General features: G+C 48.5%; 20 protein-coding genes. 14 read left to right on the top strand and 6 right to left on the bottom strand.

All coding sequences use genetic code 11. From position 1 onward, the window contains the following. Positions 1 to 130 precede the first annotated feature (130 nt). From ACINK7_RS18910 to ACINK7_RS18895, 4 genes are all read right to left on the bottom strand, one after another. The gene (locus ACINK7_RS18910; RefSeq protein ID WP_404357696.1) at positions 131 to 1,009 is read right to left on the bottom strand and encodes a bile acid:sodium symporter family protein; all 879 of its coding nucleotides are present in this window, start codon (positions 1,007 to 1,009) and stop codon (positions 131 to 133) included. Between the two features lie 49 nt (positions 1,010 to 1,058). Continuing rightward, positions 1,059 to 2,273, bottom strand: coding sequence for an MFS transporter (locus tag ACINK7_RS18905; protein WP_404357694.1), 1,215 nt, complete (start codon positions 2,271 to 2,273; stop codon positions 1,059 to 1,061). Between the two features lie 90 nt (positions 2,274 to 2,363). Next, positions 2,364 to 2,579, bottom strand: coding sequence for a hypothetical protein (locus tag ACINK7_RS18900; protein WP_404357692.1), 216 nt, complete (start codon positions 2,577 to 2,579; stop codon positions 2,364 to 2,366). A gap of 19 nt (positions 2,580 to 2,598) precedes the next feature. Further along, positions 2,599 to 2,760, bottom strand: coding sequence for a hypothetical protein (locus ACINK7_RS18895; protein ID WP_404357690.1), 162 nt, complete (start codon positions 2,758 to 2,760; stop codon positions 2,599 to 2,601). 188 nt (positions 2,761 to 2,948) lie between these two features. Between ACINK7_RS18895 and ACINK7_RS18890 the strand changes: the two genes are divergently transcribed. Continuing rightward, a complete protein-coding gene (locus tag ACINK7_RS18890) occupies positions 2,949 to 6,185 on the top strand; it encodes a glycoside hydrolase family 15 protein (protein ID WP_404357688.1) in 3,237 nt (1,078 codons plus the stop codon). Then, on the top strand, positions 6,182 to 7,162 hold the full coding sequence (glk, locus tag ACINK7_RS18885; RefSeq protein WP_404357686.1) for a glucokinase: 981 nt from the start codon (positions 6,182 to 6,184) through the stop codon (positions 7,160 to 7,162). Before ACINK7_RS18890 ends, glk begins: the two co-directional genes overlap by 4 nt. Before the next feature lie 131 nt (positions 7,163 to 7,293). Here glk and ACINK7_RS18880 read toward each other — a convergent pair whose 3' ends face one another. After that, entirely contained in the window at positions 7,294 to 7,776 is a 483-nt protein-coding gene (locus tag ACINK7_RS18880; RefSeq protein WP_404357684.1) for a cytochrome P460 family protein, read from the bottom strand. A 37-nt stretch (positions 7,777 to 7,813) separates the two neighbouring features. Here ACINK7_RS18880 and ACINK7_RS18875 point away from each other — a divergent pair, with 37 nt between their 5' ends. Together ACINK7_RS18875 and ACINK7_RS18870 are read left to right on the top strand one after the other, a co-directional pair. Further along, positions 7,814 to 7,978: a hypothetical protein gene (locus tag ACINK7_RS18875; protein ID WP_404357682.1), complete on the top strand. Its 165-nt coding sequence runs from the start codon at positions 7,814 to 7,816 to the stop codon at positions 7,976 to 7,978. 601 nt (positions 7,979 to 8,579) lie between these two features. Further along, positions 8,580 to 8,852 carry a late competence development ComFB family protein gene (locus ACINK7_RS18870; RefSeq protein WP_404357680.1) on the top strand — a complete coding sequence of 91 codons (273 nt, stop codon included), beginning with the start codon at positions 8,580 to 8,582 and terminating at the stop codon, positions 8,850 to 8,852. 248 nt (positions 8,853 to 9,100) lie between these two features. On the opposite strand, the gene ACINK7_RS18865 is transcribed toward ACINK7_RS18870, so the two are convergent. Next, a complete protein-coding gene (locus ACINK7_RS18865; RefSeq protein ID WP_017840831.1) occupies positions 9,101 to 9,310 on the bottom strand; it encodes a cold-shock protein in 210 nt (69 codons plus the stop codon). A 332-nt stretch (positions 9,311 to 9,642) separates the two neighbouring features. On the opposite strand from ACINK7_RS18865, the gene ACINK7_RS18860 reads away from it, so the two are divergent. The 10 genes from ACINK7_RS18860 to ACINK7_RS18815 all read left to right on the top strand — a co-directional run bounded on the left by ACINK7_RS18860 (position 9,643) and on the right by ACINK7_RS18815 (position 22,551). Next, complete coding sequence (locus ACINK7_RS18860) at positions 9,643 to 10,125, top strand: DciA family protein (RefSeq protein ID WP_404357678.1); 483 nt, start codon at positions 9,643 to 9,645, stop codon at positions 10,123 to 10,125. A 233-nt stretch (positions 10,126 to 10,358) separates the two neighbouring features. After that, the gene (gene glyQ / locus ACINK7_RS18855; protein ID WP_404357676.1) at positions 10,359 to 11,279 is read left to right on the top strand and encodes a glycine--tRNA ligase subunit alpha; all 921 of its coding nucleotides are present in this window, start codon (positions 10,359 to 10,361) and stop codon (positions 11,277 to 11,279) included. After that, positions 11,276 to 13,345 (top strand): glycine--tRNA ligase subunit beta, encoded by a 2,070-nt coding sequence (glyS, locus tag ACINK7_RS18850; protein ID WP_404357675.1) that lies wholly within the window; start codon positions 11,276 to 11,278, stop codon positions 13,343 to 13,345. Before glyQ ends, glyS begins: the two co-directional genes overlap by 4 nt. A gap of 90 nt (positions 13,346 to 13,435) precedes the next feature. Beyond that, complete coding sequence (locus ACINK7_RS18845) at positions 13,436 to 14,224, top strand: lysophospholipid acyltransferase family protein (protein ID WP_404357673.1); 789 nt, start codon at positions 13,436 to 13,438, stop codon at positions 14,222 to 14,224. Next, positions 14,221 to 14,628, top strand: a complete 408-nt coding sequence (locus ACINK7_RS18840) for a hypothetical protein (RefSeq protein ID WP_404357671.1) — start codon at positions 14,221 to 14,223, stop codon at positions 14,626 to 14,628. Before ACINK7_RS18845 ends, ACINK7_RS18840 begins: the two co-directional genes overlap by 4 nt. A gap of 468 nt (positions 14,629 to 15,096) precedes the next feature. After that, positions 15,097 to 16,671 (top strand): apolipoprotein N-acyltransferase, encoded by a 1,575-nt coding sequence (gene lnt, locus ACINK7_RS18835; protein WP_404357669.1) that lies wholly within the window; start codon positions 15,097 to 15,099, stop codon positions 16,669 to 16,671. A gap of 899 nt (positions 16,672 to 17,570) precedes the next feature. Further along, a complete protein-coding gene (locus ACINK7_RS18830; protein WP_404357667.1) occupies positions 17,571 to 18,881 on the top strand; it encodes a chloride channel protein in 1,311 nt (436 codons plus the stop codon). Between the two features lie 451 nt (positions 18,882 to 19,332). Continuing rightward, positions 19,333 to 19,623 carry a hypothetical protein gene (locus ACINK7_RS18825; protein ID WP_341327663.1) on the top strand — a complete coding sequence of 97 codons (291 nt, stop codon included), beginning with the start codon at positions 19,333 to 19,335 and terminating at the stop codon, positions 19,621 to 19,623. A 557-nt stretch (positions 19,624 to 20,180) separates the two neighbouring features. Then, the gene (ribA, locus tag ACINK7_RS18820) at positions 20,181 to 21,524 is read left to right on the top strand and encodes a GTP cyclohydrolase II (protein WP_404357664.1); all 1,344 of its coding nucleotides are present in this window, start codon (positions 20,181 to 20,183) and stop codon (positions 21,522 to 21,524) included. Then, positions 21,511 to 22,551 carry a zinc-binding alcohol dehydrogenase gene (locus ACINK7_RS18815; protein WP_404357662.1) on the top strand — a complete coding sequence of 347 codons (1,041 nt, stop codon included), beginning with the start codon at positions 21,511 to 21,513 and terminating at the stop codon, positions 22,549 to 22,551. Before ribA ends, ACINK7_RS18815 begins: the two co-directional genes overlap by 14 nt. The last annotated feature ends 3 nt before the right edge of the window (positions 22,552 to 22,554 follow it).

Genomic DNA, 22,554 nt, shown 5'->3' with positions numbered 1-22,554 from the left:
TCTCGCAATGCGCCGCCTTGATCGGGTAAACTCAATGTAGTAATTCATTTAAATTGAAAACGCTGTATCTTCAAGTCCTTCATGGTTGAACTGCCGAATTTAGGTTTATTTTTGCCGTCTGTATTCTTCATTAACCAACCGGTTTTGGGTGCTTATTCCTGCTTAACAAGACCGAGTTATAAAGATTCTGAAAAACCAGATAGCAAACCGGGCCTAAGACTGCAAGCGGGGAAACATATTCCAGAGCGATCCAGGACATAAACATCGTATTCTTTTGGCCTAACGACTGACTGCCTTCCACGGCATAATTTACGCCGCCTACATAATGGCCTATCAAAAAATTGAATCCGCATGTAAGTAGCGAAATAAGAGCAATCTTTCCGAGCATCAGAGATGGAACGTGATGGCTGTACAAATAATCGGAAGCCTTTGCCGTGGCAAGGTAGATAACCAATAGCCAAATCAAAAACGGTAACTTGTTAATCTTTGTGAGTTTATTCGCCAACTGAATGCGATATGCTCTAATGAGTTGGGCTAAAACCAACGGTATGCCGACGACCGTCATTGTCGCCAGCAACATGTTGCCGGGGTTAATGTTACGCTCTCCGGGATGAATAACATCTAAGATAAACGGTAACGACAGTGCGGCTAATAAATTTGTCGTGACCACGGCGGTAATTACATAAGTCACATTTTTGTTTAGCAATCTAATTACCATGGGCGCTGCCGTCGCGGTCGGCGTGGCGATCAACAAAAAAGCGATAGTTGCCAGTTCCCTGTCCAAGTTCTTTAATAGCCAATAGGCGGCAATACTCGTCCCGGTCATGACTAAGCATAGTTTCATCGCATGGCTATAGACGGCCGCATCCTTTGGAACGCTAGCCTTCAGCAATGGAAAGAACAACATGATCATCAAAAGATACTTGATTAAAAATGAGAATTCATGTCCTCGGCTATAAATAAAACCAGCGGCAATCGCTCCAACTAGATAAAGTGAATTTTTATTCATCGGTTATGATATTTCAGACTGAGCCATTGCAGAATTTATTAGTTTTCGCTTATTTTCGAGCTATCGGAGAATAAGCGGGCAAGACCAATAGTCCTGCCAGCAGCACGGCGATTGCCGAGCCAATAAAAAGCCAGAAGCTGTCGATTCCGGCATCGATCAACAAGCCGAACAGCCAAGGCGATACGGAAGAGGCGAGAACCATCAACGACATCATCATCGAGCGAATCGCACCTTGCTTGGCGGTGCCGTACACTTCGGACCAAAGTGCACTAATGACGGTATTCATCATGCCGATCGAAATGCCCAAAAAGCTCATGAATAATGGCGCTACCCATAGTCCGTCAAGACACGCTAAGCTAATTAACGATAGAAACAACGGTAGCATAATATAAGGCAACAAACGTTTTGCACTGAAACTATCGACCAAGATGCCCGACAGCATCGAACTTAGCCAATGCAATATACCGTAAGCCACGAAGCTGCCGGCCAGCCAGGAAGGACTCCAGCCTTTTTGCGCCAAAATGAAGCCTTGTTGGATAAAAATGCCGGTTAGCATGAAAGGGCCAGATAATACCGCCGGCAAGGTTGACCAAAACCGCCAGTCCTTGAGTACTTCAAGCCGGCCGGAAGATTTGCCCGAGTTTGAATGATCGGAGGGTATCTGTTCTTCCTTAGAGCTTGTCTTCGAAAAGCGCAAAAACCAATAGGTCAACGGCAAATAAAGCAGCGGAATGCTCAGTGCCCATACTAGCCAACTTTGCCGCCAGCCGAGCAGTGCAATCAATGACACCGCAAGCGCAGGCATGATGACTTCTCCTGCCGGAACGCCGCTCAGCGCGATACTGATAGCCTTGCCTCTATTTTCATTGAACGAGCGTGCCATTGTCGTTTGCGCAGTCAAGGGCATCAAGCCCTGTCCGGACAGTCGTATTAGAAAAAAGCCGATGGCTAACGCCGGTGTTGAATCGGCGAAGGACAGCGACAGGCAGGCCGCCATCAGTGTGACGGCAATTAGCGTCGCTACGAAACCGATACGCCATTTGTCCAATAAGCCGCCCAATAGCATGATGCATGAACCGCTCGCAACCGTGGCCAAGGCATAAATTCCGCCGTAGCGGGAAGCCGAAAGGCTCAGTGTTTGCTGGATATCGGCGCCGTACCAACTCAAAAAAAACGACTGTCCGAGATTACCCCAAAAGACCGTGAAAAACCCAAACCCCAAAAGAGGCCATTGCCGCCCAATAAACGGTAAATATCCTGACACAGTTATCCTCGTCGCCGACTGAATCCAAGCGCGTATTTTACCAGAAGGGGAGCAATGAGACGCCCTAGCGGAGCAGCGTTATAGTTCGATTCATCCTATAAAAATCATTTCGTCCACGAAAATCACTAAAATATTTAAAATTGAGTCGACGAGCTTGAATATCAAACCAAACGCTTCCCGAAACGGTAATGCCCGGTCGGTCGCATATTCCCGTAATGTGCATCCAATAAAATATTCGCGCACCAAAATCAAGCGCCGGCTATGATCCAACAGGTCCAGTCCCTCAATCACGGTTGGTATCGTCACGCGCTTCAGTGTTTCAAATTCACTGCAAAAGTATGCCAACATCGCACCCGCTCGGGTGACTCTCCGCGAGATATTTTAGCGTCACTTCCCGATGATCTTGCTCGCGCACGGCGCGATAGAGCCGATACCAGCCTCTATCGTATAGACTTTCTTTTATTTGATAATCGTCTATTTGCAACAAAGTTTTCCACCGAAACTTGAAATAGAAGAACAGATTAGCAGAATCCGGTTGGTGGTAAGAAGCTTTTCGATTCGTAAGGAATGTAATTTGCTTGATTCATCCCAAAAATAAAATCGGCTGATTGCATGGCTTTAAGTTAAAGTAAAAAGCTGATCCCAAAGATTGTGTTCGTTACACGGAAAAAATTCATGAAGAACAAGTTGCAAATTGAAAAATTGGATGCCTATTTCGACGAAGTGCGAGATATCATTCTGAATAGACAAGACTGGATCAGCGGTTTACTGCCGGCCAGTACCGCAAACAACGTTCATGGTAATTATAATGACGCCTGGGTTCGCGATAATGTTTACAGCATCCTTGCTCCTTGGGGGCTAGCTTTGGCGTATCGAAAGTCCGGCGAGCCGAATGGCAAAGCTTATCTGCTGGAACAAAGCGTGGTTAAGTTAATGCGTGGACTCTTGGTTGCGATGATGCGCCAAGCGCATAAAGTCGAAATGTTTAAACAAACGCAGGACCCCCTCGATGCGCTGCATGCCAAATACGATCTAAAAACCGGCGAAGTGGTGGTCGGCGACAGCGAATGGGGGCATTTGCAGTTGGATGCCACGTCGTTATTTCTGTTGATGCTGGCGCAAATGACTGCATCGGGACTGCGCATCGTGTTCACGATTGATGAAGTCAATTTCGTGCAGAACTTGGTGCATTACATCAGCAGGGCTTACCGGACTCCCGATTATGGTATTTGGGAGCGCGGCAACAAAATTAACCGGGGTATCGCCGAGTTGAACGCTAGCTCGATCGGCATGGCCAAGGCCGCGCTTGAGGCGATGTCCGGCTTCAATTTGTTTGGGCCCATGGGTGGGCAAAACTCGGTCATTCATGTGATTAGCGATGATATCGCCCGCACCCGTAACGCGCTGGAATCTCTGCTGCCCAGGGAGTCCTTATCCAAGGAAGTCGATTCGGCGGTATTGAGCATTACCGGATTTCCGGCTTTCGCGGTTGATAATCAGGAATTGAAAAACCGCACCGAGGCCTTGATCCGTGAAAAACTCGAGGGCCGTTACGGCTGCAAGCGTTTTTTGCTGGATGGTCACCAAACCGAATTGGAAGACCCGAGCCGCCTGCATTACGAGCCGTATGAATTAAAGCAATTTATGGACATCGAATGCGAGTGGCCGTTGTTTTTTTGTTACCTGCTGCTGAATAATTTGTATGCGGGTAATAATTACGAGGCGGCGCAATACAGGGCTAAGCTGGAAGCGCTCCTAGTTGAACAAAAAGGGCGGCAATTATTGCCCGAACTGTATATCGTACCAAAGGAGGCGATCGAGACCGAAAAAACTAATCCTCATAGTCAAGACAGGATTCCGAACGAAAACATTCCCTTGGTTTGGGCGCAAGGTCTGTTCATTCTCGGAAACCTGATAGAAGACGGGTTATTAGCGATCGACGACATCGACCCGCTCGGACGGCATAAAATCCGCGAGAAAACCTGCGATTGCACCTTGCAGGTTGCGGTGATTGCCGAGGATGAAACGATTCAAGCCGATTTGACGGCATGGGGAATCGACACCCAAACGTTGGCTGAAATTTCGCCTATCCAAATTCGCGACGCGAGCGAATTAGCTGCGGCTTATACGAATATCGGGCGCAATGATAATCATGGATTAACCGGAAGACCGTTACGGCAATTAAGAACCTTGGCGACCTCCAGAATTTATTTGATGGCCAACGAACGTTTGGTGTTTTTACCTCAACTGTTGAGTCAAAAAGGCTTTTATCTAGCGATGGACAATCGTTTGCTGATTCAGCGCTTACGCTCGGAGTTGTCTTATATCCATAAAAATTGGGACGACACAACAGGGGGGCCGTTATTCGTATTGGTTGTTAAATATAATATGCTCAGCGATGACGATCGTGATGTTTTGATCGAGTTTATTCAAGAACTGAAAAGTGGGCAAATTAACAGCACACCCATTAAGTTTGACGAGTTATCGAAATTGGCCGAAAGTTCGAGCCATGAAAAGATCGATTATTTGCACGATTTCAAGTTTTCAGCGCCATCTTGGGACAAGCCGCAACGGCCTTGTTTTCTAATCTTGCCAATCGATACCGAACCGCCGGAACCGCTGAATATTTTTGTTACGATCACCTGGGAAATCAGTGACGATGAAGCGTTGATCGAACAATTGACTACCAACTCAAATCTCTATGCACAATTGGAAGCGCTTGTGTTACTGGCTGGGCGTCATGGTTTGGATTACGATACCGGGCTTAAGGATGCCGACGGCAATCCATGCCGGATTCGTGACTTGCTCGAGGAGGTCTATATCCGTGCGGGCGATCTTGCGGTTTGGGATATCATTCGTCGTAGCGCGGGCTTGCTCGGTAAATACGATATCGATCTCGAACAGGCGGCTACCGAAATTTTGGTGCATCAGCATCAATTGACGGTAGGCCGAGCCTACAGCGGTAAGGCGACTTTGAAGCGCCCGGCTGACTCGTCGGAGATTCTGGAGATTATCCGTACTTATAATGACACTCACGACGCTAGTGAGCATATCATCATTCAAGAGCTGATACTGTATCTCGGTATGCTGATCAAGTACCACCCGGAACTATTTGCCGATATGCATACGATTCGTGTTGGGCATATTTTGCAATTGATTTTGGTGCGCCAAAAGAAGGACTCGAACTGTACCTTGGATCAGGCTTATAACGAAGTCTTGACCTTGCCGCCTTATCAGTTGATGCAAAAAGTCCGTGAGACCTTCGAGGATTTCACTAATACGCAATATCAATTCGAGCGAGTCGAAACGTTAAATTATGTCGGTCAATGCCAGGAATTAACTTGCGCACGCTTTTCGCCAAAGATGGATCCTGAAAATTTCGGCGAAGCCGAAGATTGGTATAACTGGCGCGAACGCCAGGGTAGCCTGGGTAGGGAAAGCGAAAGTTTTTTTACGGGCGTTTGGAATATTTTGCATCACTGTCAAGGCTTGATGATCGGTGATAAACTCAGCAGTAAGAGACGATTGGATAGTGAAACGACGTTAGCGCAAATGACGTCGGGCGAACAAAGCTTCAAATTGCATGTCAATCATTTGTTAAATAAGATTCAGGCACCGGTCTATCGGCAGTTGACTGTCGAAGCCCTAAACGCAATGGCTTTCGTGTTTCGCGACAATCCGTCGATTAGAATCGAAGATACCCTGGTGACCGATATTATCATCGGTCACGCGGTCAGGCTTTGTTGGCTTAAGCTCCACCCGGAAGCTCAGGATAATTACAAAGAGTTCGTTTCGCTCGCTTGGCAGGCGTTTTATCAGCTGCCTCCGCATCAAGTCGCCAACGGTATGCTTGATGCGTTGATTTATCTACTTGAAAATAATAATCAAACAAAACAAGGAGATTCACAATGATTCTGGCAGGCGATATCGGAGGGACCAAAACAATCTTGGCATTATTGAGCAAGAACGAACAAGGCTTGATTGCGTTGCAACAAGAACAAACCTTCAGCAGCGTTGAATTTTCAGAGTTCGATGAGGTGTTGGATAAATTTTTGCCGGCGGGCGTCAAGGTGGATTCGGCGTGTTTCGGTGTCGCGGGGCCGGTTATCGGGCAACGCTGCGAGCCGACCAATCTGCCCTGGCAACTCGATGCGGAAGCGCTGAAAAAAACTTTGCGCACCGATAGGGTGCGCCTCTTGAACGATTTGGAAGCGATGGCGCTCGGCATGCTGTGTTTGGAACCAAAAGATTGGGTAGAATTGAATCCTAACGCCAAATTACAAGCCGGAAATATGGCCGTGATCGCAGCGGGAACCGGCCTCGGCGAAGCCATATTGTATTGGGACGGTGTGCGCCATCATCCGATAGCGACCGAAGGCGGTCATTGTGACTTTGCCGCGCAAACCGTTCAGCAGGATCAGCTCTCGAACTTTCTGAGAAAAAAATACAACGGGCATGTGAGTTTCGAACGGCTCGTTTCAGGCATGGGGTTCGGCAATATTTATGACTTTTTGGTCGAAAACTATTTCGCACCTCCTTGTCCTGCGGTTCCTGACTGCACTCCGAGTGTATACGGCTGCGATCGTAACGCGATTATTTCAAGACTGGGCATCAACGGCGAAGATCCTTTGTGTACCGAAACCATCCGGATTTTTGTGGAGCTTTACGGTGCCGAAGCCGGTAATTTGGCCTTGAAGTCATTCGCGACCGGCGGGGTTTTTATCGGAGGAGGCATTGGTCCTAAAATTCGGTCGGCATTGGAGTCGGGGAAGTTTATCGAAGCATTTAAAGCCAAGGGGCGCTTTAGCGGTTTTCTAGATACCGTGTCGGTAAAATTATCGCTGAATCCGCGTACCCCACTGATGGGGGCGATCAGTTATTTCGGCTGAAAGATTCCCGGAAATATGGGCAAGACAACGGATCGGTAAACGGTCGACGCGAATTGATGGGTGTTGCTCACAAGAGTTCGTTAATCGCCGAATCCGCGTCGTCCGTGTTTTATATTGTCAAAAGCGCTGCTTTATTTACGAAACTCCGAATACACGTAATCGGTTTTTTTCTGAGGGGCGTGGCAACCGAAACAGGATTTACCTCCATCGGTAACCAGTCTTTCGGTTTTGCTGTCGCCGGCAAAGCCTTCGAAGCCCCAGCCGCCGGTGTCGGCAAACTTCTTGGCATCCTTAAGCATCACGCCGATCAGTTTTCTATTGCCTTCCTGTATCGTTTTATCTTTTTCGACATAGTTGAGCAGGTCGAAAACCAATACCGCTCCATCCTTGTATTTACCGGTTTTCAAACCGTCTTCGGCTAATTTGTTGGCATAGATATGATGAATCCCCTGAAAGGGGTCTTCCAGTGCGTGTCCCGGTTGAATCAACATGCTCTTGGCGTGCAGCCAATTACGGTAGCCTTCGGGGAATGGGACCGCTTGTTCCGCTGCGAAACTGGCGGTGGCTAATGAGCAAAGTAACCCGGATAATACAATCGATAAACGTTTTTTCATGTGTTGACCTCCTATAAATTAGACAGGATCTTAGGATATGGCTGTATATAACCTTCCGATTCTCCATCAGTCTTATGCAAACGTCACGGTCATTAAATTAAGCCGTCATGTGGCTAAAGATTGCCGACATCCAGGCTCTTCCTCGTTCCCGCCGTTCCAGCTTGGGAATCCTAACGGTCTGGCTTCGGCAGCCAAGGCATAGGGCCTTAAGGGTACTGCGAACCGTAAGTGTCGGTCATCCCTCCGGGAATGACGGGTTTCCGTTAACTTAGCGGTAGTAACGCAGAGGCATAGGAGCCATTGGGGAGAATGTTTTTACCATACCCTTAATGATTTCAGTTCGAAACCATTAAGTTCTTTTTATGCTCATTTGAAGGCTTTGTCAAATAGTATTGAATCGCTATTATCTAAATAGGCTTTTTGGAATGAACGCTTTATTCTTTTTTGATTAAAAAACCGTCTAAGAATAAAAAGGCATGGGATATATGTCTATCGAGGACCGCCGTGAACCCGTCCTGGGGGGCTTGACGGCAGCGTTCGAACGCCAAAGATGGCGTGAATGCAGATTTTGCATGGAGCAAAAATCTGCAAACGCCATGGAAGGTGTGAATGCAGATTTTGCATGGAGCAAAAATCTGCCCTGCTGCCGACATCCTCGCTAGCCACACCCCATACCTTCATAAAGGTAACCATTTTTTGAGTATAAAGGGAGTAGTTTGAGATTTGTACTATTATTTAACGTGTAAAACAGCTAACGCAGATAATTAGCCGTTAATAAATTGAGTAGGTAGGTAGGGAAGGCTATGCCAAACATTAATAATTATTATGAAAGATTGGTTGTTGACCAGCTTTGGAATATGGTTCAAAAGAGCAAGGAGCCGTTGACTCAGGATTTTATTGATGATGTTGCCTGTCTTGCATTGAATCGCTTGCCTTCCTGCTATGTGCGGAGTATCGTCGATAAAAGCTCTTATATTACCGATCAAATATATCAAGAGATGGAAAATGCGGTCACCGAAGCAATCAAACAGGCCATTGAACAAGTCCAGTTGAACCCCCGTGGTCAGCGTAATTAGCCTCATATCGTTCAAATGTTAATGGGGGGATCGTCAGTCCTTTTTCTGTCTTTTACGCTACGGCACGGTCTGCTATGCCGGGTAAGTCGGAACTAAAAGGCGTTTACTCGGAAGGTGCTTGTTCGTTAAGTCGCTCGGAAGTTAACAAATCGGTTAAATCTTTGAGGGAGGAAAACAGGCGAGGGATGTCTTCGTCGACACTTCCGTGTGTCGGATAATTAGCCGTTAGCTATTTATACGAAAACTATTTAGATAACGGTAACTTCTTCGGCTTGTGGGCCCTTTTGACCTTGAGTCACGATAAACTGAACTTTTTGGCCTTCAGTCAGGGACTTGAAACCGGAACCCGCAATGTTGCGGAAATGAACGAAAACGTCAGGACCTTGGCCTTGCTCGATGAAGCCGAAACCTTTGTCAGCGTTGAACCATTTAACTGTGCCTGTTGTAGTAGTAGACATACTCAAAACCTTAAAAATAAAAATTAAATCATTTAGCCCTAAAGCGGACCGTCTAGCTAAGAAATAGTGAAATCTCTTAATGGCAGAACGTAACGAGGATCTACAGAAACAGAGCACTACAGAAAAAACGCCGTAACTAAAACATCAAAGACATATCGAATTTCAAGCTAAGATTATTCTATGCCTTATTTCCTCAAAGTCAACTGACAAAACAGCTACCGTCTAGAATCAATCGCCTTATCAGAGCAGGTGTTTTTTAATAGTCACTGAATTAACAAGAAAATTTCTTTATAATCGTGTGGACCTTACTGTCGATTAAAATTTTCAAGCATATGCCGAATCCCACCGCCTTTAGACAATTGCTTGCGCATCCCAACCGTTCGCTTGCTTCTTTATATAGTCAAATTGATCAACAAAAAAAACTATTGAAAATCGTTAGGGAGGTCTTGCCCGATCATTTGAAAGAGCGTGCTGCGCATTGTGTAATCGATCGAAATAAGCTGATGGTGTATGCCGATTCGGCTAATTGGGCTTCGCAACTACGTTTTTATCGCACGGCCATCCTAGGCGCTATCGATAAAATACCTAATCACCGGGTAGACATATTACAATTTAAAATCACCGAAGCGCTTCATCGCCAAGTTGAGCAGCAACCCGATCACCATGTGAATATACCCAGCGCAGCCAGTATTGCCGAAATTCGGCATAATGCCGAAGCCCGTGAAGACGACTCTTTAGCTTGCGCATTGTTAAAGCTGAGTTCTACATTAGAACGTTTGTCACAGGCGAGTGCGAAAAGCGAATTATCGAAATAGCATTTTTTGTACGCCGCCGTATTTTGGTTTTATCCTGCTTCGTTATTCGGCTTCTTCAACGCAGTGCCTAGCTTATTAATTTCAGTTATAATCGGTCAATTTTTTATATGGTCACTCTTAAAAAGCGGCGCTTTTATTTAGACAAAGCGTAAGTGGCTTTAGAGTCAAGGCCTTAAATACGGACAAAACGATTAAGGAGACGAATCGTTGTTTAATCATTCCCTGGAGCAACCGTGTCAAGCACAAATAACGACTTATTAACTTTTCAAGGGCTAATTTTAGCCTTGCAGGAATATTGGGCCCGGCAGGGCTGCGTATTATTGCAGCCGCTTGACCAGGAAGTCGGGGCGGGTACCTTTCATCCGGCGACCTTTCTTCGCTCGATCGGCCCGGAACCTTGGAATACCGCTTATGTTCAACCTTCGCGCAGACCTACCGACGGCCGTTTCGGGGAAAATCCGAACCGCCTGCAGCATTATTATCAGTTTCAAGTCATCTTGAAACCGTCGCCGGATAATTTTCAGGAATTGTATCTAGGGTCATTGCGTTATTTGGGCTTGGATCTGCTTGAACATGACATCCGCTTCGTCGAGGATAACTGGGAATCGCCGACGCTTGGCGCCTGGGGCTTGGGTTGGGAAGTTTGGCTGAACGGCATGGAAGTCACGCAATTTACCTATTTCCAACAAGTCGGTGGTCTTGAATGCAAACCGGTTACCGGTGAGATTACTTATGGTTTAGAGCGCATTGCAATGTATTTGCAAGGTGTCGAAAGTGTTTACGATTTGGTTTGGACCAAAGGGCCTTTCGGTACGGTCAGCTATGGAGATGTCTTTCACCAAAACGAAGTCGAAATGTCCGCTTATAACTTCGAGCATGCCAATCTCGAATTCTTATTCAATTGTTTCGACACTTACGAACAGGAATGCGAAAAATTGTTGTCGCAAGATTTGCCGTTACCGGCCTATGAAATGGTACTCAAAGCTTCTCACACCTTTAATTTGCTTGACGCCCGCCGCGCAATTTCTGTTACCGAGCGGCAGCGCTATATCCTGCGCGTAAGGAATCTGGCCAAATCGGTCGCCGAATGTTATTACCAACGCCGCGAGTCGTTGGGTTTTCCAATGTTGGCCGGCAAGGAGGTGCAAGCATGAGCGACGCCAAGCATTTATTGTTCGAACTGGGTTCCGAAGAATTGCCGCCTAAAACGCTGATAACGCTCAGCCGAGCCTTGCTCAACAATGTCAGGCAGGGACTGGATAACGCCGATTTAAGCTATTCCGGCATTAAAGGCTATGCCACGCCCCGGCGTCTAGCGGTTTGGGTTGAAAATCTCGCGACTGCACAGCCGAATAAAACCGTTGAAAAACGCGGGCCGGCAGTGCAGGCTGCATTCGCCGCCGACGGTGCGCCAAGCAAAGCTGCTCAGGGCTTTGCCGCCAGTTGCGGCACAACGGTTGACGGCCTGGAACGCTTGACTACGGACAAAGGCGAATGGTTGGTTTATCGTCAACAGGTCGAAGGTCAGGCCACCGACAAGTTGATTCCCGAAATATTGCGTGCCAGCATTAATAGCTTGCCGATAGCCAAACGCATGCGCTGGGGCAATTATGCGACCGAATTCGTTCGGCCGGTGCACTGGGCGGTGCTGTTGTTCGGCGATCAGGTCATTGAAACCGATATTCTCGGCCTGACTACAGGTAAGCAGACTTTCGGCCATCGTTTTCATGCGCCTGTCGCTCTGACTTTCGAGAACGCGGACCGCTACCGGGAGATTTTGTTCGATTCCGGTAAAGTCATTGCCGACTTTGACGAGCGCAAGCAAAAAATCCGGCTAGCGGCGCAGCAGGCCGCGCAATCGGTCGACGGTACCGCTCACATAGAGGAAGACCTGCTTGAGGAAATCGCCGCGTTGAACGAATGGCCGGTCCCTGTCATCGGGCATTTCGATCCGCGCTATTTGGAATTGCCGGCCGAAGTGTTGATCACGACGATGCAGACCAATCAAAAATATTTTCCGGTCAAGCAAGCCGACGGTAGCTTGTCGGCGCATTTCATCACGTTCAGTAACATCGAAAGCACTCGTCCGGAATCGATACGCGAAGGTAACGAGCGCGTGATCACGCCGCGTCTGTCCGATGCCGAATTTTTCTGGAAGCAAGATCGCAAGTTGCGCCTTGAAGACCGGGTCGACGCGCTGAAAAACATTGTCTTCCAAAAAACTTTGGGCACCTTGGCCGATAAAACGCACAGGGTTAAACAATTGGCCGATTATATCGCCACGCAACTCGATGCCGATGCGAATCTGGCCAAACGCGCCGCCGTTCTTGCCAAGACCGATTTGTTGACCGAAATGGTCGGAGAATTTCCTAATCTGCAAGGCATCATGGGTCGCTATTATGCATTGGCCGATAATGAACCGGCCGAAGTCGCCGAAGCGCTCGAAGAGCAATATTTTCCTAAACAATCCGGAAGCGTCACGGCCGCTAGCAAGACCGGACAAATTTTGTCGTTGGCCGAAAAGATCGATACGCTCACCGGTATCTTCAGCGCCGGCTTGATTCCGACCGGCGATAAGGACCCCTATGCGCTGCGCCGCGCCGCGCTTGGCGTACTTCGCACCGCGATCGAACGCGAACTTCCGTTAAATTTGACGGCGTGCGTGGATTTTGCGATTGAACAAATTGAGCACGACTTCGACAGAGCTAAATCGCATCGAATGGTGCTGGAATTCATCTACGACCGGCTCAAAGGGTATTGTTCGGATAAAGGGTTTAGCCCCGACGAATTCGACGCGGTATTGGCCGTATTGCCGGAGCAACCGTTGGATTTCATGCGCCGCTTGGAAGCCGTCAAAACGTTCCGGCAACGTCCCGAAGCCGAGAGCCTGGCCGGCGCCAACAAAAGAATTCGCAATATTTTGAAAAAAACCGAGGCGCCTCAAGACTTCGATAGCAATGTGCTAACAGAGCCGGCGGAAATCGAATTGTTGCAAGCCGCACAGGCATCCGCCAAGGCGATCGGCCCCCTATTGCAACAACAGGATTATACCGCCGCGATGAATCGCCTGGCGCAACTGAAGGATACCGTGGATGCATTTTTCGACAACGTCATGGTCATGACCGACAATGTCGAGCTGCGTAACAGCCGACTCGGCTTGCTGAACATGCTGTCCGAGCAGTTTTTACAAATCGCCGATATTTCAAGGCTGCAATCGTAAATTGGAGCGATTGCCACTCGAGCCGGTTTGCTTAATGCACCGGTTCGAGCGGTTTTTAATCCTGCGTGATTTTTTTGAACATTTTCATTCATGACTCAATCGACATCATTCAATTACCAGTCATCCTTTCGCGTCTATTTCGGATCCTCCTTATTATTATTAGGGATCATCATATCGACGCTGTTGTTCGGCCCGATCATCTTGGCCTGCGTGGTCCTGCCGTTTTCGGTCCGCTATAAAGTCGCAGGCATTTGGATAAATTTGCTGCTATGGATGGTCGAAAAATCCTGCGGAATCCGTTATGAAGTGGAGGGTTTGGAGCATATTCAAGGCATCGATGCGGCAGTAGTGCTCAGCAAGCATCAATCGGCATGGGAAACCGTAGCGCTCAGGAAAATATTGCCTCCGCAAACGGCTGTACTCAAGGAATCCTTACTATGGCTGCCGGTTTGGGGTTGGGCATTGGCTACTCTCAAACCGATTGCTATCGATCGCAACAATCAACGCGAAGCACTGAAGACCTTGATCGATAAGGGTACGGAATGCCTAAAGGAAGGACTATGGGTCGTGGTTTTTCCGGAAGGAACACGCGCCGCTCCCGGAGAAAAAAAGAAATTCAATGCCGGCGGTGCGATACTCGCGCAAAAATCCGGCTATCCGGTAATTCCTGTCGCTCATAACGCCGGGCAATGTTGGCCGCGTTACAGTTTTTTGAAATATCCGGGCCTCGTCCAGGTCAGAATAGGACCACCTATCGAGACACACAATCGAAAAGCCGGCGATATCAATGCCGAAGCTGAAGCTTGGATCGAACAAGCCATGACCGAGATCACTCACTTGCCCCTGTCTCCGGCAACTCATTATCAGGTAATCGAATGAAAAAAATAGTAGTTATTGTAATGGCCGCGTCAATGCTTGTTGCGTGCAGCGAAAAAACGGAATATGAACAAGCCGTTCTCGAAGACATGCAGGAAGAAAAAGATGTGAAAGATTATAACTTGTCGCCGGAAACGATGGCGCGCTGTGTCGTCGACCTAAGCTCGCATAACATGCCCGGCATCTTAGCATTCGACCCGAAACGACGCGCAGCCTATCGTAGTTACACGAAAATGCTGACATTGAGCAAAGCGGAAAACCCGGAGGAGGTGCTCAATGAGCTCAGAGGTGAATTCGGTTCTCCCAAGGAGCTTGCCGAAGCGCATGCTAACTACACGGAAAGCATGATGAATTGTTTTGCGTCGTTGATCATGACTACCGAGGAAGAAGCGAAAAAGGCCGAATAAGCTTTATCCTAAAAATGTATTTCACCATGAAGTTCATGAAGAATAAGAAGTCGTCTCGTTCCTAAACTCCAGCTTGGGAGCGAGAGAAAGCGTTTTTATACCCATCATCGTAGATCAAAATTCGGCACCGGGGACCCGTCAAAGGACGCCGTGAACCCAGCACCTAAATTAGCCATAATATTAAACATAGCCAATGGGCTATGGAATTTAGGTGCTGGGTGAATACGTCCATGTAGGCTCTATGCCAGGTACCCCGGTGCCTCCTTAGGCACTACCGAAATTTGAAGTGCGAACGGTATATTAACTATCGCTCACCCGAGAGGTAGGCGGGGATGTTTAGCTAATCTCTAGAAATACTTCATGAGCTTTATGTGCATCATGGTTTAAAATTGCCGGTTTTAACTTTATCGAACGGCTAGCGTCCTTCGTTCGGCGCTAGTCGTTCGACAATCAATCTATCCAACCTCAATGAAAACAGCCGCATCGCCTCTCAAACATCCATGGCTGTTGCCTATTGCCTCAGGCGTCTTTATCGGAACGAGTTATATTCCTTTTCCTCCTTGGGCATCGCTGTTTTGTTTCGTGCCGCTTTGGCTGTTCTGGAGCCGTCAGAATAGTTTGAAAAACGTCTTACTCGGCGGTTTTCTGACGACCTTCATTTACACTCTGATCGGCTTCAATTGGGTGACCTATACACTGCATGAATTTGCTCAGGTCAACTGGTTTGTTGCCGGTATCGGTATGCTCTTGTTCGCATTATTCGGTCATTTGTTCGTCCCGGCCGCCGGCTTGTTGTGGTATACCGGCGTAAAGTTATTCCGCTGGCCGCAATGGCTGTCTTTCGCGCACATGGCCGTGTTGACTGCATTGTGCGAATTCGGCTTGCCGATGCTGTTTAAATGGAATTTCGGGTATACCTGGTACGGTTTCGGCTTGCCGGTTTATCAGTGGGCCGAGTTTGTCGGATTCACCGGCTTGAGCATGATCACGATATTGCTGAACTGGCCGTTGTTGGTCGCCTGGCAACGGCGCCGAGAGCGCAGCGGGTTGACGATTTTAGCCGGCGTTATCATCGTTTTTGCCGGTTTGAATATGGCCGGTTTGGGATTGAAAAATCGTTTGCCGGAACCTGAGGCCTCTTTCAATACGCTTTTGGTGCAAGCCAATATCGGCAATACGGAAAAACATGCGGCAGCACACGGTAAGGGCTTTCAGACTGAAATTCTAAAAAAATATCTGACGGTGACCGAAAACGGTTTGGAGTCGAATCCCGATATCGCGGTCGACTTCGTGTTGTGGTCGGAAACCTCGTTTCCGTCTTTGCTTGGCGGACAATACAACGAGTCGTATTATGCCCGAGTACTTAGCGAATACTTGCGCGAGCGCCAAATCGGAATGATAACCGGCGCCTATGCTAAGGACGAGCGTTCCGGTTTGATTACCAATTCGCTATTTGCATTAGATAGGCAAGGAACGGTTTCCGAACCGCATTACAGCAAAACAATTTTATTGGCTTTAGGCGAATATATTCCCGGTGAAAAAAAATTCCCATGGCTGCGCGATTGGTTTCCGATGGTTGGTAATTTCGCCGAAGGGCCGGGACCGACCGTGTTATTGCAATTAAACGATTACAAAGTCGGCCCACAGGTGTGTTATGAAAGTTTATTTCCGGATTTTTCGAAAGGCCTATCCGACATCGGCGCGCAATTTATCGTCAATGCGACCAACGACTCATGGTATGGAACCTGGCAAGAGCCTTACCAACATCTGTATATGACCTTGGCCCGCGCAGTCGAATTCCGTAGGCCGGTAGTCAGAGTGACCAACACCGGTATATCGACCGTAGCGTTGGCTTCCGGCAAAGTGTTGCATCGATCGCCGCTGAATCAAGAATGGTCCGGTTTATATACCGTCCCTTATCAAAAAAATCCGGCTTCTACTTTTTATCAGCGTCATTTTGAATTGATGCCGAGTTTGTTGACGGCTATCTTTGTCGGGCTTTTAATTGTGGGGATTTTCTCAAGAAGGGAGCAAATTGAATAAAGTCGGTTTTGCCAAAAACTCCAGGCGCTCTGATACATTGAATTTAGGACGCGTAGAGGGCTTCGGCATAAGGCGTGGCTGTCGAGCATCAGTGGCCTTCCCTCACCTAGCGTTAGCTGAGGGAAGGCCGAGAATGTCAAGTTACAATAAATGGTATCGAGGTCACAAAAACTAAAATACGCTGTTACCCAAGCTCCAGCACTCGCCGTTATACACAAGTATCGGTAAACTTGCTAAACAGAGTTCGTCGTATACCTGGAAACGGTGCTGTTTGATAAATCTGCGGATATTGAACATCAGTGGCTTCGAAATCGCGACGAAGGCGTCGCTCCCACAAGGGGGCGGATGCTCTGTGGGAGCGATCCCCAGATCGCGATTTCGAAGTCGGGAACGTTGGGCGACAAAAAATGGTATCGAAGCCTCATTAGCTAAGATTGCAAAACAGTAATTGTTGACTTATGTATAACGATGAGTGCTCCAGCTTGGGAAAGAGCGAAATAAAAACGACGCCATAGGCAGGCAAACCTGAAATTTCAAAAAATGCCGCGCCAGGCTCCCGGAGAACCGCTTAGATTCGGAATACTTTCACAGCCTCTGGAGCTTGTGAAAGAGCGAATACTGGGTAGCTTGTGCGTATGGGTTAACCCCCGTCCAGTCAATGATTTTCGTGTGTTTCGTGGACACAATGCTTTTTATAGGTTCTATCGGTATCTATGAAACGCAGGGCAAAAAAATGCGGCTGAAAAAGCCGCATACAAGAGGAAGGATATTTGAGCACAAACGCATCAGCGGTTGAGTTGCGTATATCTTATCTGTCTTCTCTTAATTCCGGAATGTGACCGATTGCCGCGCGACAGATTGTCGCAGTTTCATAATCGAAAAAGGTGGAAAATCTCGTCATGCTCGAATTTAACAAGGTCTTTTTATCCGCTAATCCATGGAAGCATCGTCTGGTTTTTTGGTTAGGGGCTATCATCATCGGCGTATCGATCGCATTGATGACATTGTTGAGCGAATGGGTCGTAACGATTTTTCGCACGATTTCAGAGGATTATCGCTGGTTTAAATTCTTCGCCCCACCATTTGGCATTGCCTTCACAGCCTGGTTGACCTTTCGATTTTTTCCCGGCAGCCAAGGAAGCGGGATTCCTCAGGTAAAAACGGCATTAGAAATTCCTTACACCTTAAGCGAACGCACCAAGTTGGTTTCTTTACGTATTGCCATCGGTAAAACCTTCTTGCCGATTCTGGGTTTGTTATCGGGGGCTTCAGTCGGTTTTGGCGGTCCGGCTACGCATGTTGGCGCATCGATCATGGCATCTTTAGGCAAAGTAGCTAATTTCCCTACGCTTTATATGAGTAAAGGGTTGCTTTTGGCAGGGAGTGCGGCCGGATTTGCCGCGATGTTCAGTGCCCCTTTAGCCGGAATTATGTTTGCTATTGAGGAAATGGGAAGAGCGCTGGAAGAACGGATTAGCACCTTGGTGTTAACCGCGATTATTTTTTCCGGTATGACTGCTTATTCGATACTGCACTACAGCATTTATTTTACCGATAATCCCTTAGATTTACCTTGGGGCGATGAGTGGCTCGCTATTCCATTCTGCGGCATTGTCGGCGGTTTATTAGGCGGTCTGTTTAGCTGGATCATTGTCTCCGGTCATCATTTTATGCGTCGATTAAAGCTACCTTACATTCCGGTTGCCTTTATATGCGGTTGTATCATTGCATTGATCGGTTTTGTCTCGGAAGGCCAGACTTTCGGAACAGGGTATCAAATGGCCAAAAATATTATGTACGGTAGCGCGCCAATGGACCCGTTATTACCCGTTTATAAAATGTTGTCTACATGCGCAACGTTTTTCAGCGGCATTCCGGGTGGACTTTTTGTCCCCTCTATCGCTACCGGTGCCGGATTCGGCGCTAATTTGGCCAATTGGTTTCCGATCGCGCCGGCTTCGGTGATGATCATGTTGACTATCACGGCCTATTTCTCCGGAATGTTACAATCGCCGCTGACTTCATTTACGCTTATCTTGGAAATAACCCACAATCATGACATTTCCATTCCGATTATGGCCGCCGCATTTATCGCTTCAGGGGTATCTAAGTTGATGAATCCTCAGCCTCTCTATAGAGCCCTGTGCGATGCCTTTCAGCAATATCTGCCGGAACAGACCGATGAGGATGACGATGGCAGAACACCGTAACGATCATGAAGAAGCCGTTATTGCCCCGGCAAATGAAAGTTCGAGGCGTGGCGGAGGGTGCGGTCACTCGCCCGACAGGACGCCGTGAACCCAGCACCTAAATCCAGCACCTAAATTCCATAGGTCTTTGGCAGCGATTCAAAATCATGGCTTATTTAGGTGCTGGATGAATTATCCAAGATAGTTAACCATAGCCAATGGGCTATGGAATTTAGGCGCTGGGTGAATACGTCCATGTAGGCTCGACGACGGCTTTCCCTGCCGCCGCCGACGCCTGTCGATCGAGCAACCGCACCCTCTTCGGAGCCGGCATTGTACTTTCACAGTAAATAAATCACACAATCGTTGTTACTCGGTCACCGCAATTCTTCCTCGAAATCGAGATACTGTACCCAAGTTCAACGGCGGGTTGAACTCAACACACGAATTACAGTAACCAGAGGAAGCTATCATGAAAAACGTAACATTTGCAGCAGTCGCATTACTGGCCGTATTCAGCAGCAACGCAATGGCCGAAGGCTCTAAAATCGAGAAATCCACCTTGATCAACGCATCGAAAAATACCTTGACCAATACACAAGCCATCGGTCGCAACAGCGCCGCCAGTACCGGTTCGATCAATGTGGTTGGCTCGAAAGTCGAAAAATCCACTGTGATCAATGCATCCAAAAATACGCTGACCAATACGCAAGCCATCGGCCGCGATTCGGTGGCTAACACCGGGTCGATCGACATCCGATAACCGTTTTGTTGGAATGCCATGGAGAACATCGTAAGGATTTAGCACAGGGATGTGCCGCTCAAGGAATGAAAAAGGACTACGGCCTGACCGATTGAAAAAACAATCGATCAGGCCGTACGTTTTTACGACGCAAAAAAAATGCGGTTGGTAAGCCGCATTGAGAGAAGGATATATGACTTAATCGGGGAACAATTAAGTGATCATAATCTTATCTTCCGCTTTGCAACGCGCAAGTGTGACCAATTGTCGCATTTCAAATATTGCCAAACCACCCAAAACTTTTCCATGAAATTAAAATCGAAATGGGTACAATGAAACTTATTGTATGAAGTTTCAAAACCAGCCGGTCTGATCAAGGCCTGTTAATGATTATAAGAATAATATACCTGTCGCATTTCAAATTTCGGCATTAGCGCATGGAGGTGTCGGGGTGTTCGACAAAGGCTTTGATAGCATGAATGCTATCATAGAGCCTACATGGATGTATTCACGGCGTACTTTGACGGGCGCCCCGGCACCGAAATTTGACTAGCAAAGGGTATACAACCGGCAAAATTATGAATGGTAAGGCGGCCCCAACGATTGAAACGCTTGTTAGAACCCGTTTACCGACGGCTCACGGCGAGTTTCAGTTGCATTATTTCAGCAATCCTGTCGACGACAAGGAGCATGTTGCCTTAGTAAAGGCCGATGTGGCCGGAAAGACAAACGTGCCGGTGCGTGTGCATTCGGAATGCTTGACCGGCGACGTTTTCGGCTCGCGGCGCTGCGACTGCGGCGAACAGTTAGCCCTATCGCTGCAGATGATCGAGCGGGCCGGATTCGGCGTGTTGATTTATTTACGTCAGGAAGGGCGCGGCATCGGTTTGCTGAAAAAACTACAGGCCTACAATCTTCAGGATCAGGGGCTCGATACCGTCGAAGCCAATATCAGGCTCGGTCATTTGCCCGACGAGCGCGACTATACGCAAGCGGCGCTGATTTTGCACGAACTGGGCGTGTCGTCGATCGAATTAATTACCAACAATCCCGATAAAATCAGCGGGTTGGAGGCGATGGGCATCAAGGTTGAAAAGCGCGTGCCGATCGAGTCGGTCTATCATCACGAAAACGTGGGTTATTTGAAGTCCAAAGCCGAGAAATTACGGCATTTGTTGCGTTTTGACCAACCGAATACAGCCGAGCCTGTTCCCGAAGAGTTGCAATTCATGCAATCGTTCATCGAAAAGCTCGACGAACTCAATCATAGCAGAGACCGCCTCCCTTTTTTTACGCTGAGTTATGCGCAAAGCATCGACGGCAGTATTTCGCTGAATGCCGAATCATCGCTGCCGTTGAGCGGCAGCGCCTCGTTGAAGTTGACCCATCTGCTCCGTGCCCATCACGATGCCTTGCTGATCGGCATCAACACGACGCTGGTCGACAATCCGCGCCTGAACGTGCGCCATGTCGAAGGCGACGACCCACAACCAGTCATCTTGGATTGCCTGCTCCGCTTTCCCGAAGACGCGAAGATGCTCGACGCTTCGAGCAAACTGCCGATCGTGGTCGCGACTGATCAGGCGCCCGCCGACAAGCAGCGCCGGCTCGAAGCAAAAGGTATCCGGGTGTACCGGGTCGAACAAAGCTCGGACGGTCATATCGATCTGGTGGCGCTGCGCAAATTATTGACTGAACTCGACATCAAGACCGTGATGGTTGAAGGCGGAGCCGAGGTGATCAATGCCTTTTTGCTGGAAGGCATGATCGATTATTGCGTGATCACGATCGCTCCGAAAATCATCGGAGGACTCAGGGCGATCGAAAAACCGTGTCGTCCGATGCTCGAAATAAAGAATTGCCGCTATCACCCGCTCGGCGGCGATCTGATTTTATATGGGGCCTTGCATGATGACGATTGAAGCGAAGGCCGTCTTCCATACCGCTCCGCGGGAAGTCGCGCTGCAGACGATCGAACTGCCGCCGCTCGGCGAAAACCAAGTGCTGATCAAGGCTCGTCATTCGGCAATCAGTCCAGGCACCGAAGGGATGATTTTCGACGGGCGCTTTCCGCAGGAGCTGGCGCAAGACGCGACAATACCGAGCCTGGCCGGTAGTTTCGCTTATCCGTTTCGATACGGTTACGCATTGGTCGGCGAAATTATTGAGGTCGGCGCGAATGTGGATAAAACTTGGCATACGCGCAAGGTGTTTACGTTTCACCCCCATCAGAATTATGCCGTTGTTGCCTTGAGCGAATGCCTGCCGATTCCGGACGGTTTATCGCCGCTCGATGCGCTGTTTCTGCCGAACATGGAATCGGCGGTCAATTTCGTGATGGATGCCGCGCCGCTCTTGGGTGAAAGGGTGTTGGTCTTCGGTCAAGGCGTCGTCGGACTGTTGACCTGCGAACTGTTAGCACGTTTTCCGCTGGCCAGCTTGGTCACGGCCGACCCAGTTGCATCGAGACGCGAACTGTCGGAAAGCATCGGTGCGTCGAATTGCGTCGACCCGAACGACGAAAACGCTTGGCGCGATCTGCAAGACCGTCTGCGCGAGCACGGCGCCGACGGCTTCGATCTGGTGATCGAATTGTCCGGAAACAGCGAGGCATTGAACCGGGCCATCGAGATGACTGGCTTTTCGGGGCGAATTCTAGTCGGTTCATGGTATGGTAATAAACGGGTCGAAATAGATTTAGGCGGGCATTTTCACCGGCGGCGCATTCAGTTGTTGTCGAGCCAGGTCAGCACGATGAATCCGCTGCTTTCCGGGCGCTGGGACAAGAGCCGGCGCATCGATTTAGCTTGGCATTGGCTCGATGTCATCAAACCGTCGCGCTGGATCACGCATCGTTTCGGATTCGATCGGTGCCGACAGGCATTCGACACGAACGCCGGGCAAAAAGACGCGGCATTGCAGATTATTTTCGATTATCAAGACGATTGAGGT

The sequence above is a fragment of the Methylotuvimicrobium sp. KM1 genome, assembly GCF_044788715.1.
Lineage (GTDB): Bacteria > Pseudomonadota > Gammaproteobacteria > Methylococcales > Methylomonadaceae > Methylotuvimicrobium.
This window is presented reverse-complemented; position numbering and strand designations above follow the sequence as displayed.